Genomic DNA, 13,705 nt, shown 5'->3' with positions numbered 1-13,705 from the left:
CGAGCGTAAGCACCCAAAAAAGATCACAAATCCAGGCCCCTCGCCATGCAAGAAACCAAATCCACCTGCCCCTACTGCGGCGTAGGCTGCGGCGTGATCATCGAAAGCAACGGCCCCCAGATCACCGGCGTGCGCGGCGACCCGAACCACCCCGCCAACTTTGGCCGCCTGTGCACCAAGGGATCGACCCTGCACCTCACGGCCAGCAGCCCCATCACGCTGCAGACCCGCTTGCTACAGCCCCTGCACCGCGCGCAACGCAGCGATGCTCCCCAGCCCCTGCCATGGGACGCCGCGCTGAACCTGGCCACCGAAAAATTCGCAAACACCATCCAGAACCACGGCCCCGATGCCGTGGGCTTTTACGTGAGCGGCCAATTGCTCACCGAGGACTACTACGTCTTCAACAAGCTGGCCAAGGGCCTGATCGGCACCAATAACATCGACACCAACTCGCGCCTGTGCATGAGCAGCGCGGTGGCGGGCTACAAGCAGACCCTGGGCGCTGACGCGCCACCCGCCTGCTACGACGATGTGAAACACGCGCAGTGCCTGTTCATTGTGGGCAGCAACGCGGCCTGGGCGCACCCCATCTTGTTTCGCCGCATTGAAGACGCACGCGCCGCCAACCCGGGCATGAAAGTCATCGTGGCCGACCCGCGCCGCACCGACACCGCCGGCATGGCCGACCTGTTCCTGCCCATCCAGCCTGGCAGCGATGTGATGCTGTTCAACGGCATGCTGCACCTGATGCTGTGGGAGGGTTGGACGGACGCCGAGTACATCGCCGCGCACACCACGGGCTTTGACGAGCTCAAGGCCCTGGTGCGCGACTACACGCCCGAACGCGTGGCGCAGACCTGCGGTATCAGCGTGGCCGACTTGACCACTGCCGCCCGGTGGTTTGCACGGTCCAAAGCCACGCTCAGCCTGTACTGCCAGGGCCTGAACCAGAGCAGCAGCGGCACGGCCAAGAACGCAGCGCTCATCAACCTGCACCTGGCCACCGCCCAGATCGGCAAGCCCGGCGCGGGCCCGTTCAGCCTGACCGGCCAGCCCAACGCCATGGGCGGGCGCGAAGTGGGTGGCCTGGCCAATCTGCTCAGCGCCCACCGCGACCTGGCCAACCCGCAGCACCGCGCCGAAGTGGCCGCGCTCTGGGGCGTGGCCGATGTGCCCAGCAAGCCGGGCAAGACGGCCGTGGAGATGTTCCAGGCCGCCGCCGACGGCGAGATCAAGGCCCTGTGGATTGCCTGCACCAACCCCGCGCAAAGCATGCCCGACCAGGCCACCGTGCGCCGCGCACTGCAGCGCGCCGAGTTTGTGGTGGTGCAAGAAGCCTTTGCCACCGCCGCCACCTGTGCCTATGCCGACCTGCTGCTTCCCGCCACCACCTGGGGCGAGAAGACTGGCACGGTGACCAACAGCGAACGCCGCATCTCGCGCGTGCGCACTGCCGTGTCCGCACCGGGCGAGGCCCGCCACGACTGGGCCATTGCGGTGCAGTTTGCGCACCAGCTGGAGGCCCGCCTGCGCCCCGGCCAGCCCACGCTGTTCCCCTACACCACTGACGACGCCGACCAAGGCGCCGAAACTGTGTGGAATGAGCACCGCGAGAGCACCCGCGGACGCGACCTGGACATCACCGGTCTGTCGTGGGAGACGCTCGAATCTGCAGGCCCCCAACAGTGGCCATTGCCTGAGGGATCCACCACGGGCAAGGCCCGCCTGTACGAAGACGGCGTGTTCCCCACCCCCGATGGCCGCGCCCGTTTTGCCGCGCACGCCTGGCAACCCACGGCCGAGCAGCGCGAGTCGCGTTACCCCTTCAGCCTGACCACCGGCCGCCTGCGCGACCAGTGGCACGGCATGACGCGCACCGGCACACTGGGCCGCCTGTTCGGCCATGTGGCCGAGCCCAGCGTGCAACTGCACCCGCAGGACATGGAACGGCGCGGCCTGAAGAACGGCGACCTGGTCTACGTGACGAGCAAGCGCGGCACCATCGTGGTGCCAGCGCAGGTCGACACCACGTTGGGCCTGTCGCAGGCTTTCATGGCCATGCACTGGGGCAGCGAATTCTTGAGCGGCTGCTCGTCCACCGGCGAGCGCTTGGCGGGCGTGAACGCGCTCACCACCTCGGCGTATTGCCCCACCTCCAAGCAACCCGAGCTCAAGCACGCGGCCGTCAAGGTGCTCAAGGCCGAGCTGCCCTGGACGCTGCTGGCCATGGCCTGGCTGCCCGCCGACAGCGCCCAGGCCACGCGCGAGGCGCTGTCCGCGCTGATGGCGCAGTTCCCGTTTGCGAGCTGCGTGCCCTTCAGCAACAACACACCGCTGGGCGAACCCGGCCGTGAGCGCGTGGGCGTGCTGCTGCGCGCCGCCGCGCACGAGGCACCGCCCGACGCCACCGTGGAGCGCATCGAATCCCTGATGGGCCTGACTGGCGCCGACACGCTGCGCTATGCCGACAAGAAACGCGGCCAGCGCCGCGCCGCGCGGCTGGCTCGCCATGGGGACACCACCACGCTCGAAGGCATAGTGCTCGCGGGCGACACCAGCGCCGAGGGCTGGCTCAAGACCCTGCTGCAGGAAGAACTGCCCGCGCAGACTTATGGCCGCCTGCTGCTCGTGCCCGGCGCCAAAGCCCCCGTGGCCGTACAGTCGCGCGGAAAATCGGTGTGCACCTGCTTCAACGTGACGGATGCGGCCATCACCGCCGAGCTGGCGCACTGCCACGGAACCGACGACGACCGCCTGGCGCAACTACAGGGCAAGCTGCGCTGCGGCACCAACTGCGGCTCGTGCCTGCCCGAACTCAAGCGCATGGTGCGCGCCACAGGGCCACTGGCGTCCAAGCCCCTGGCGCAGGCCACCATATAACCAAAAGTTCTCTGGGTTGCGAGAAAATAGCCTTCAAACCAACAAACCCCACCAGGACTTGTGCAACAGGGCTGCAGCCAGGCGCTTTCGGCACAGACAGTACTCCTGTACGGCAAGCCGAAACAACGACGCTGAAGCCCTGTTTCACAAGTCCCGCCACCAAGAACCATGGGCATCAGTCAGTACATCAAAGAGATTGGGCGCGGCGCGCGCGGCGCCAAGCCGCTGTCGCGCGAGCAGGCCACCGACCTGTTCGGCCAGGTGCTGGACGGGCAGGTGAGTGACCTGGAGATCGGCGCCTTCTGCCTGGCCATGCGCATCAAGGGCGAGACGTCCGAGGAGATGTGCGGTTTTCTGGACGCCACGCACAGCCGCCTGGCACCGCTGCCTGCCACCGACCGCCCGCTCATCGTGCTCCCCAGCTACAACGGCGCGCGCAAGTTGCCGGTGCTGACCCCGCTGCTGGCGCTGCTGCTGGCGCGCGAAGGCCTGCCCGTGCTGCTGCATGGCATGCGCACCGAGGCGCGGCGGGTTCTGGCTTCGGATGTGCTGCTGGCGCTGGATGTGCCTGCGCTTAAAGCTCCTGAAAAGATAGCGAACGGCACCGTGCGCCATATCCACACCCAGCACCTGCACGCGGGCCTGGCGCGCCTGCTGGCCGTGCGCGAGGTGGTGGGCCTGCGCAACCCGGGGCACAGCGTGGTCAAGCTGATGAGCCCCTGCGCGGGCGCCTCGGTGGTTGTCACGGCCTACACACACCCCGAGTATTTTGAAATGCTGCAAACCACCTTCCGCACGCTGGGCATGAGCGCCCTGCTCTCGCGAGGGCTGGAGGGCGAGGTGGCCACCGACCCGCGCCGCACACCCCGCTACGACGGTTTTGTGCGCGGCGTGCACCAAGTGCTGGATGCACAGCAACCCGGCACCGCCAGCGAGGTGCCCGGCCTGCCCGCCGAGATCGACGTGGCCACCACGGCCACCTACACGCGCCGCGTTCTGGCGGGCGAGTTGCCGATTCCCCCCGCCATCGAGCGGCAGGTGGAACATATCTTGCAGCTGGCTGATCAAACTGCTTCGGAGACATCCCCATGAGCCGCCCCACGCCTTCCACCACACCGCCCACGGCCCAACCGCACCTGGGCACCGGCGGCAGCTGCACGCTGGTGGGCGCAGGCCCGGGCGACCCGGAGCTGCTGACGATCAAGGCTCTCAAAGCCATCCAGGCCGCCACGGTGCTGCTGGTGGATGATCTGGTGAGCGATGCCATCGTGGAACACGCATCGCCCACGGCGCGCATCGTCTACGTGGGCAAGCGCGGCGGCTGCAAGAGCACGCCCCAGGCCTTTATCGAAAAGCTGATGCTGATGGCCGTGAACGAAGGCGAAAACGTGGTGCGGCTCAAGGGCGGCGACCCCTTCATCTTCGGCCGGGGTGGCGAAGAGGTGGAGCACCTGCGTGCCGCTGGCGTGCAGGTCACCGTCATCAACGGCATCACCGCAGGGCTCGCGGGCCTGACCTCGCTGGGCGCGCCGCTCACGCACCGTGAACATGCCCACGGCGTGGTGTTTGTCACCGGCCACGCCAAGCCCGGCGACGCGGGCACCGACTGGCGCCAGCTGGCCGCCACGGCCCGCGACGCCAAGCTCACGCTGGTGATCTACATGGGCGTGAGTGGGGCCGCCACCATCGAGCAGGAACTGCTCACCGGTCTGCCTGCAGACACACCGGTTGCCATCATCCAGCACGCCAGCCTGCCGCACCAGCGGCACGCCGTCACCACCCTGGGCACGTTGCACGCCACCATCACGCGCGAGGGGCTGGCCAGCCCTTCGGTGATCGTGGTGGGCGATGTGGTGCGGGGCGTTGCATTGGCTGTGCAAGACGCCAGCGCATTGCCGTTGCAGGCCCTGCGCGCGGGCTGAGCAGGCACCGCCATCCTCATCTTTCCATCGGCCCGCCTGCGTTCTGCGCAGGGCGGTGCCGGGTCGCGCGCCATCGCGATGCAGCGCGCGCCGATGCACACCCAGGCACATCGCGCATGCATGTTTGCACAGACATCACGCCCCCCACACAGAGCCACATTGACAGCACCGCATTGGGTCATCCCAACCGCACATCTTGGCCCGGGTATTGCTTGAAAAAACGTATCTGAATGCAACCCGCACAAGGAACACCATGGCAGCCTTTCCCCTCTCCGCACGCACCTCCAGCATGCCTACGCTGTCGTCTTCCACACAGGCTCCCTCGCGCGACGCGGGCATGTCACTCGTCAACATCGCGGCGCGTCAGCGCATGCTGTCGCAGCGCATGGTGCTGCAAACCGTTCTGGCCGCACGCGGCAGTGACCTGCACCTGAAAGCTGCCCGCAGCTCGCTCACCCTGTTCACCGACAGCCAGGCGCAGCTGTTGGACACGCCGCACCACCTTGATGCCACCAGCGCAGAGATCATCCGCAAGGCCTACCATGGCCCCCAGGGCGTGGGTGCCACCATCGATGCGTTTGCACAGCAGGTGGGCACGGCCCTGGACCTGGCCGAGCGCCAAAGCCCGCGCGTGGAAGACGCACTGGCCCGCCTCGTGGAAACCACCGATGGCGTGCTCGACGCCCTCAACACCGCCACCACGGCGTTTGACCAGGTGAGCAAGGCCCAGTCCGAAACCTTGATGAAAGAGCTGGCGGGCATCGTGGCCTCGATCCAGACCGTGGCCCGCGAGGCCAAGGTGGTCAGCTTCAACGCCCAGGTGATGGCCGCCCGCGCAGGCCAGCACGGCCGCGAGTTTGCCGTGGTGGCGAATGTGCTGTCCGGCATCACCAACGAGATCGATGGCCTGTCACTGCAGGCGGTGTCGCTGGCTGGGCGCAGCCGCGCAGGGGCTTGATGCCCCGATCACCAGGCCACGCGATGCCACGCGGTGGCCCGTCGCTCACATGCGCTTACAAGCAGGAGGCAAACCACTGCAGTTTCGCTGCAGGCGCCACCTATCATTCCTGAAAACATCGGTGTCCACGAGATGCCCCCTTGGCCCCACACCGCGTGCGCGGCCCATTCAGGAAGAGAGGATTTCATGAAGCTCACCCACCTATGCCAGAGCTTGGCCCTTGCCGGCTGCCTGCTCCTTGGCAGTAACGCGGCCTGGAGCTACGGCATCCAGGCGGGCAAGGTCGTCAACGATGCGGGCCAAGCCATTCAGCTGCGCGGCGTGAACTGGTTTGGGTTTGAAACCAACACGCATGTGGTGCATGGCCTCTGGGCCCGCAACTGGAAGGACATGATCACGCAGATGCAGGCCCAGGGCTTCAACGCCGTGCGCCTGCCGTTTTGCCCCGCCACCCTGCACGGATCGGCCCCACCAAGCAGCATCGACTACGGCCGCAACACCGATCTGCAAGGCCTCTCGGCCATCCAGGTCATGGACAAGGTAGTCAACGAGCTGAGCGCGCGCGGCATGTATGTACTGCTGGACCACCACACTCCGGATTGCCAGACCATCAGCGAGCTTTGGTACACCCCCAGCTACAGCGAACAGCAGTGGATCAGTGACCTGCGCTTTGTGGCTCAGCGCTATGCGGGCGTGCCTGGCGTCATCGGCATCGACATCAAAAACGAACCCCATGGCGCGGCCACCTGGGGCACGGGCAACAACGCCACCGACTGGAACCGCGCCGCGGAGCGTGCGGCCGCAGCGGTTCTGCAACTCGCGCCGCAATGGCTGATCGCCGTCGAAGGCATTGGCGAGAACCCCAGCTGCTCCAGCAGCAGCGCGCATTTCTGGGGCGGCAACCTGGAGCCCCTGGCATGCACCCCCCTGAACATCCCGGCCAACCGCCTGCTGCTGGCACCACACACCTACGGGCCGGACGTGTATGTGCAGTCGTACTTCAACGCCTCCGACTTCCCCAGCAACATGCCCGCCATCTGGGAGCAGCATTTCGGCCAGTTTGTGCAGGCTGGCTATGCGGTGATGCTGGGCGAGTTCGGCGGCAAGTACGGCCGGGGTGATGCGCGCGACGTGCAATGGCAGAACGCGCTGGTGGACTACATGGTCACCAAGGGCATGCGCAGCGGTTTCTACTGGTCGTGGAACCCCAACAGCGGCGACACCGGCGGCATCCTGGACGACGACTGGACCACCGTGCGCACAGACAAGGTCCAACTGCTGCAGCGCCTCTGGGGCGATGGCACCACAACACCTGCCCCCACGCCAACGCCCACCCCGACTCCCACTCCAACCCCCACGCCGGTTGCCAATTTCTCGGTGGTGCAGACGGTGAACAGCGACTGGGGCTCGGGCTACTGCCAGCAGGTCCAGGTCATCAACATGGGCAATGCCACCGGCAACTGGGCCATCAGCGTCCCGGTGAGCGGCACCATCAACAACCTGTGGAACGCTACCTGGTCCCAGGTGGGTGGCAACCTCAGCGCGTCGGGCGTGAGCTGGAATCAGACGCTTGCCCCCGGGGCCTCGGCAGAATTCGGCTTCTGCGCCGCCCGCTGACCAACCATCACCCCATGAACAAGGGCCCCTGTCATGCAGGGGCCCTTTTTTATCTCACTGCTATTTTCTCTACCCACCGGCCGTCTCGCGCACCTGCCGGAACCGCTCCGCAAGCTCCTTGCGCAAGGATTTGCGCAGCAGGGCCGCATCCCAGCGGCGGCGTTCGTCGGGGGTGGAGGGCGACAGCGGCGGCACCTGCACGGGCTTGCGCGACTCGTCCACAGCCACCATGGTGAAGAAGCAGCTGTTCACATGCCGCACCACCTGCGAACGGATTTCTTCGGCCACCACCTTGATGCCCACTTCCATCGACGAACTGCCCGTGTAGTTCACGCTGGCCAGAAAGGTCACCAGCTCGCCCACATGGATGGGCTGCAGGAACATCACCTGGTCCACGCTCAGCGTCACGGTGTAGCAGCCCGAATAGCGGCTGGCGCACGAGTAGGCCACCTGATCCAGCAGCTTGAGAATGGCGCCGCCGTGCACGTTGCCCGAAAAGTTGGCCATGTCGGGCGACATGAGCACGGTCATGCTCAGTTGGTGTGAAGGGATGTTCATGCAGCGATTTTAGGAAGCCGCGCGCGCTGCGTCGCGCGCAAATGGAGCCATAGGCACTGCAGGTGGCGGCTTCGCTACACTCGCGCAGCACCTGCCGACCGGGTGCAAGGAGGAACCGATGATCGAACTAGAAAAACTCAACGAATTCACCGAAAGCCACGGCGCATTGCGCACCGGCAAGGGGCTGGTATCGGGCGTGATTGCGCTCACACTGGCCATCCTGTGCTTTCTGGGCGTGCTGGCTTTCCACTTTCCCGAGTACCTCACCACGCCGCAACTGCGCAAGAGCTATGACGTGGCGGTGATCCGCAACATCATGCTGGTGGCCATGGCCATTGCGGGCGGCATCTCGCTGGTCAACATCCTGTTCAACCGCGCCCGCTGGCTGGCCACGTTTGCGTTTGCCATGGTGGCCCTCACGGCCTTCCTGGGCGGCCACAAGGTGGAGGTGGACCCGAACTTCCCCGACAACACGCCCTACATCGGCCTCGACTGGTTCATCCTCGACCTGCTGGGCAGCTCGCTGATCTTCATCTTCATCGAGAAGCTGTTCGCACTGCGCAAGGACCAGCCCATCTTCCGCGCGGAGTGGCAGACCGACTTTCACCACTTCATCGTCAACCACATGGTGGTGGGCTTTGTGCTGTTGGCCACCAACCTCATCGCGCACAAGTTCTTTGGCTGGGCGGCCAGCGACGGTATTCGCGGCTGGGTGCAAGGCCTGAACTTCTGGGTGGCACTGTTCCTCATCGTGCTGGTGGCCGACCTGGTGCAGTACTGGACCCACCGCGCCTACCACGAGGTGCCCGTGCTATGGCGCCTGCATGCCGTGCACCACAGCGTCAAAAGCATGGACTGGATGGCCGGATCGCGCCAGCACATCCTGGAACTGCTCATCACCCGTACCCTGGTGCTGGCCCCTATCTACGTGCTGGGCTTTTCCAAGGAAGTGATCGACGCCTACATCGTCATCGTGGGCTTCCAGGCCGTGTTCAACCACGCCAACGTGAGCGTGCGCCTCGGGCCGCTGCGCTACGTGCTGGTCACGCCCAACTTCCACCACTGGCACCACAGCCAGGACCAGGAGGCGCTGGACAAGAACTACGCCGCGCACTTCGCATTTCTGGACTACCTGTTTGGTACCGCCGTCAAAAGCACCAAACTCTGGCCCGAACACTATGGCGTGCTGGGTGACTACGTGCCCAACGGCTTCGTTAAGCAGTTCAAGTTTCCGTTCACCTGGAAAGGCTGAGGACGGAGGCCGACAGCCTCTGCCCACACCCGGCCGACGGCCTACAAGGCGCTGAGCTCCTCTTCCAGCTGCCTCAGCTGCTCACGCAACTCATTGCTGCGGGCATCACACGCCGCTTTGTCCTTGGCGGCGGCCGCTGCAAGGTCCTTCGGAAACTGATTGCCCGACGGCAGAGTGCTGCGTCGCAAAGGGCCCGCCTGGGTCGTGGCTTCCGCAGGCTGTGCCGTGCATTCTTGCTGGTTGCGCGCAAGGGCCGCGCGCGCCTGCGGGATGCCCTGGGTCTGCAGGTACTGCTTGCGTTGCCACGATGCGCCGAACGCCCCCTCCTTACCCGCAGAAGGTGCAGGCCGGACCGGGGTCGCCCCCTGGATGGCAGGCCGCACGTCGATCTTCTCGCCCTCGCCCACACAAGGCGCGTCCTGAAACGAGACCTTGCCGTTGGCATCCGTGCATTTGTTGACGGCCCAGGCCGGGGCCAGAAAGCCCAGCGCCAGGATGCTGGCAGCGTAACGGATCGAATTCATGACTCAGTCCTCGTCGGTTGGATGGCACATGCTACCGCGCAGCCTGGCACAGACCGGCGCGTATAGCCACGCAGGGGAGACAAGAGCTTGTCCCTCACATGACGCGCCCGGGTACAAACCCGGTGGGCGCGCAGCCTGCAGCCCTCCTACGATGCGTGGCCCCACTTCGCGGCCATGGCCACCCACACCAGGAGACTCTGCGCGATGACAACCCCCACTGTTTTTCCCACCGGCCAACACCCGACCCAGGCGCACCGCCGCAGCCTGATGCTCGCATTGGCAGGGGGCATGGCCTTGGCCAGCCTGCCCGCCCGGGCGCAGCCCGCTGCGGGTAAAAGCGACATCCTGATTGGCCGCTCCACGGCCTTGTCGGGTGGCATGGCGCCCTTTCTGTCTCCCATCCACGAGGGGCAGGACGCTGCCATCGAAGATGCCAACGCCAGGGGAGGCATCGGCGGCCGCAAGATCCGGCTGGTGACGCTGGACGATGGCTTCGACCCGCGCCGCGCACTCGACAACGCCAAACAGCTGAGCGAAAAAGACGGCGTGCTGGCCCTGTTCGGTGTGTCGGGCACATCGCAGGTCATGACGCTGCTGCCTTACCTGGCGCAGGCCAAGCTGCCACTGATCTCCGTGTACACAGGCAGCCCCGCCATCCGTGCGCAGCAGCACCCCTATCTGTTCACGACCCGCGCCAGCTATGCCGACGAGCTGGTGAAGATCGTGCGCAACCTCGTGGCGGTGCAGACCTCGCGCATCGCCGTGGCCTATGAGAACAACGACTTCGGCAAGCTGCTGCTGCCCCTGGTCGAAAAAACCATCGCGGCCGAGGGCGCGGCCCTGGCCGGGTCGCACGCACTGGCATCGTCGGGCGACGACGCCAACGATGCAGCCAAGGCACTGGCAGCGCAGAAGCCCCAGGCCGTGCTGCTGGTGGCGGCAGGCCCGTCGGTGGTGGCCTATGTGCGGGCCAACCGCGCACACCTGGGCGTGCCCATCTACACCCTGTCGCTGGGCGCAGGCACCGCCGTGCTCAAGGCACTGGGCGACGATGCACGCGGCCTGGCCGTGGCACGCACGGGCCCCTCGCCCAGCAAGCCCACGATTGCGCTCACGCGCGACTTCCAGGCATCGATGAAACGCCACGACAAGCCCGTGGACTACGACCGCTACACCGGCTACATGGACGCACGCGTGCTCATCGAAGGCCTGCGCGCCGCTGGCCCCAGCGTCACACGCGCCAGCCTGGTCCAGGCCATGGAAGGCCTGGGTAATCTGGATCTGGGCGGCTTTGGCTACCAGTTCAGCGCGCAGAACCACCATGGCTCCAACTATGTGGACATCGCCGTGGTGGGGTCTGGCGGGGTGTACCGGCAGTAAGAACCTTCTCCCCGGCATGCGCTCAGCCCTGTGTGGCTGCCTTGACCCGTGCCCGGCCATGTGCCAGCCCGTTGTGCCATTGCGACAAAACGGCAGGTATCGTGCTGCAGAACAATTAGTTGTCAACAATTATTCTCATTCGCGTTTACAATTTTTACAACTGTTCCCAGCCAGCCGTGCGTCCCGTAGGAAAAGCGCTGCAAGCCAGCCCGTCACCGCTTTCCCTCTGGAGCCCGTTCATGTCCGCACCCCGCAGGCGCTTTGTCTGTGCCGTTCACCCCCTGGCCATCGCTTCCGCACTTGCCGCCAATCTGGCGGGTGCCGCCTGGGCCCAGCAGCCCGCAGTCACAGACACCTCTTCGGCCACCACCACCGACCAGGTCGTGGCGCCCAAGGCACTCGATAGCGTCACCGTGTCGGGCGCGCGCGAAAGTGCTTCCACCCGGCTGCAGCTCACGGCGCGTGAAACGCCGCAGTCGGTCAGCACCGTGAACCGTGCGCAGATTGAGCGCCAGTCGCTCACCAGCATCGACAGCGTGCTGCGCAACGTGAACGGCATTGCTGTGAGCTTCTACGACACGCAGCGCCCGCTGTACTACGCACGGGGCTTCCAGATCACCGACTTCCAGACGGACGGCCTGCCCAGCTATAGCAGCAGCACCAACCAGGAGTTCGACACCGCGCTGTACGAGCGCATCGACATCGTGCGCGGCGCCAACGGCATCCAGACCGGTGTGGGCGTGCCTTCGGCCACCATCAACATGATCCGCAAGCGCCCGCAGCGCGAGTTCGCCGCCTCCGTGGCGCTCACGGCGGGTTCGTGGAGCCTTTACCGGGGCGAGTTGGACATCAACGCACCGCTCAACAGCGACGGCAGCGTGCGCAGCCGCCTGGTCGTGGCCCCGCAGAAGAAAGAGAGCTTCCGCGACCGCTACTCCGAGGACAAGACCGCCCTGCTGGCAGCGGTGGAAGCCGACATCGGCACTGCCACCGTGGTGTCGGTGGGCTACCAACGCCAGTCCAACGACCCCAAGGCGCCGATCTGGGGCACCATCCCCCGTTTTGCCACCACGGGCGCGCCCATCGACCTACCGATCTCCACCAGCTTCTCGCCATCGTGGACGCGCTGGGAGCGCACTTCCGGCACGCTCTACGCCACGCTGGACCACCAGATCAACGACGACTGGAGCCTGAAGGCCGCGCTGAACCACACCGAAGGCGACACCTTCCGCCTGAGCACCTACGGCTATGGCGCCACCACCGCCAAGGCGCCCTTCATCAACCCGGTGACGGGCGCAGGCACCACGCTGTATGCCGCTGTCAACGGCAGCAGCGAAAAGCAGGACACGGTGGATGCCTACCTGTCGGGCAAGTTCGAGCTGGGCGGCCGCAAGCACGACCTGGTGGTGGGCATGAGCTCCACGCGCACCGCCACGCGCACCGATGGCTACACCTCCGTGGCGGGCTGGAGCTATGTGATCCCCAACATCTACACCTGGGACGGCAACGCGCCTGCGCCCACGTACTCCAAGACCGGCGCCTGGCGCACGCAGATCACGCAGCAGACCGGCCTGTTCGCCTCGGCACGCTGGCGCCTGGCCGACCCGCTGTCAGTGCTCACCGGCCTGCGCCTGACCGACTGGCACCGCCACTCCGACACCTATGGCACCACAGGAGCCTATGCGGGCCGCTCGGCCGTGCAGGACGAGAACCGCAAGGTCACGCCCTTCATCGGCGCGGTGTACGACATCACGCCCACCCTGTCGGCCTACGCCAGCTACGCGCGCATCTTCAACCCGCAGAACTACAAGGACCGCCACAACAATCCGCTGTCGCCCGTCATCGGCAGCAATGCCGAGGCCGGCCTCAAGGCCGAGCTGTTCGAGCGCCGCATCCAGGCGCACTTTGCGGTGTTCCAGACGAAGCAGGACAACTTCGGCGTGCGCGACAGCGCCATCACCACGCCGCTGCCCGACGGCACCTTGCCCTACGTGGCCGTGAACGGCACGAAGTCCACCGGCTTCGAGCTGGAGTTCGCAGGCATGGCCACCCGGCATTGGCGCGTGAGTGCAGGCCTTACCCGCGCCAAGGTCACGCGTGCCCCCACCGACCTGATCTACGCCAACATGCCGGACTACCTGCTGCAACTGGGCACGGACTACCAGCTTTCGGGGGCCCTGGCGCCGCTGTCGGTGGGCGGCAACCTGACCTGGCAAAGCGCCATCGAAGGCTTCAACATCCCGCACCCCAGCGGCACGGTAACGGTGAAGCAATCGCCCAAGGCCATCCTCAACCTGCGCGCGTCCTGGCAGTTCAACCCCAAGCTCAGCGCCACGGTGGCCGTGAACAACGTGACCAACCAGAAGTACTGGGCCAACCTGGACTACGGAAACTACGCCGACCCGCGCAACCTGAGCGTGACGTTGCGCGCGAAATTCTGACCATCCCCCTGAGCGGTTGCGCCGCTTCCCCCTTCTCTCGAATTGCTACGCAATTCGGGAAGGGGGACACCGCCAGCGCGGCGGGGCGGCCCTTGCGCGGCGGTCACTGGCATGGGCCGCGCGTGCTCCACGGGTAGCAGGCAGCGGAGCGGTCAAAGTCGGCACAATCA

General features: G+C 66.0%; 10 protein-coding genes. 8 read left to right on the top strand and 2 right to left on the bottom strand.

All coding sequences use genetic code 11. The annotated features are described in order from the left end of the window. The first annotated feature begins 45 nt into the window (after positions 1-45). The 5 genes from CBY09_RS05000 to CBY09_RS04980 all read left to right on the top strand — a co-directional run bounded on the left by CBY09_RS05000 (position 46) and on the right by CBY09_RS04980 (position 7,380). A complete protein-coding gene (locus tag CBY09_RS05000) occupies positions 46-2,883 on the top strand; it encodes a nitrate reductase (protein ID WP_094287007.1) in 2,838 nt (945 codons plus the stop codon). Positions 2,884-3,051: 168 nt separating this feature from the next. Further along, complete coding sequence (ybiB, locus tag CBY09_RS04995; protein ID WP_094287005.1) at positions 3,052-3,975, top strand: DNA-binding protein YbiB; 924 nt, start codon at positions 3,052-3,054, stop codon at positions 3,973-3,975. Then, on the top strand, positions 3,972-4,805 hold the full coding sequence (gene cobA / locus CBY09_RS04990; RefSeq protein WP_094287003.1) for a uroporphyrinogen-III C-methyltransferase: 834 nt from the start codon (positions 3,972-3,974) through the stop codon (positions 4,803-4,805). Before ybiB ends, cobA begins: the two co-directional genes overlap by 4 nt. Before the next feature lie 253 nt (positions 4,806-5,058). Then, positions 5,059-5,763: a methyl-accepting chemotaxis domain-containing protein gene (locus CBY09_RS04985; RefSeq protein WP_094287001.1), complete on the top strand. Its 705-nt coding sequence runs from the start codon at positions 5,059-5,061 to the stop codon at positions 5,761-5,763. Positions 5,764-5,949: 186 nt separating this feature from the next. Next, the gene (locus CBY09_RS04980) at positions 5,950-7,380 is read left to right on the top strand and encodes a glycoside hydrolase family 5 protein (protein WP_094286999.1); all 1,431 of its coding nucleotides are present in this window, start codon (positions 5,950-5,952) and stop codon (positions 7,378-7,380) included. Between the two features lie 69 nt (positions 7,381-7,449). Here the strand turns inward: CBY09_RS04980 and CBY09_RS04975 are convergent, their stop codons facing one another. Continuing rightward, positions 7,450-7,938 (bottom strand): acyl-CoA thioesterase, encoded by a 489-nt coding sequence (locus CBY09_RS04975; protein ID WP_094286998.1) that lies wholly within the window; start codon positions 7,936-7,938, stop codon positions 7,450-7,452. Positions 7,939-8,056: 118 nt separating this feature from the next. Between CBY09_RS04975 and CBY09_RS04970 the strand changes: the two genes are divergently transcribed. Beyond that, a complete protein-coding gene (locus tag CBY09_RS04970; RefSeq protein ID WP_094286996.1) occupies positions 8,057-9,190 on the top strand; it encodes a sterol desaturase family protein in 1,134 nt (377 codons plus the stop codon). A gap of 41 nt (positions 9,191-9,231) precedes the next feature. Here CBY09_RS04970 and CBY09_RS04965 read toward each other — a convergent pair whose 3' ends face one another. Then, positions 9,232-9,714: a DUF4124 domain-containing protein gene (locus tag CBY09_RS04965; RefSeq protein WP_094286994.1), complete on the bottom strand. Its 483-nt coding sequence runs from the start codon at positions 9,712-9,714 to the stop codon at positions 9,232-9,234. Positions 9,715-9,918: 204 nt separating this feature from the next. Here CBY09_RS04965 and CBY09_RS04960 point away from each other — a divergent pair, with 204 nt between their 5' ends. Then, on the top strand, positions 9,919-11,094 hold the full coding sequence (locus CBY09_RS04960; protein WP_094286992.1) for an ABC transporter substrate-binding protein: 1,176 nt from the start codon (positions 9,919-9,921) through the stop codon (positions 11,092-11,094). A 239-nt stretch (positions 11,095-11,333) separates the two neighbouring features. Beyond that, complete coding sequence (locus tag CBY09_RS04955; RefSeq protein ID WP_094286990.1) at positions 11,334-13,535, top strand: TonB-dependent siderophore receptor; 2,202 nt, start codon at positions 11,334-11,336, stop codon at positions 13,533-13,535. The last annotated feature ends 170 nt before the right edge of the window (positions 13,536-13,705 follow it).

The sequence above is a fragment of the Acidovorax kalamii genome (assembly GCF_002245625.1).
GTDB classification, from domain to species: domain Bacteria; phylum Pseudomonadota; class Gammaproteobacteria; order Burkholderiales; family Burkholderiaceae_C; genus Acidovorax; species Acidovorax kalamii.
Note: the sequence above shows the minus strand (reverse complement) of the source record. Positions and strands in the feature narration are given on the sequence as shown.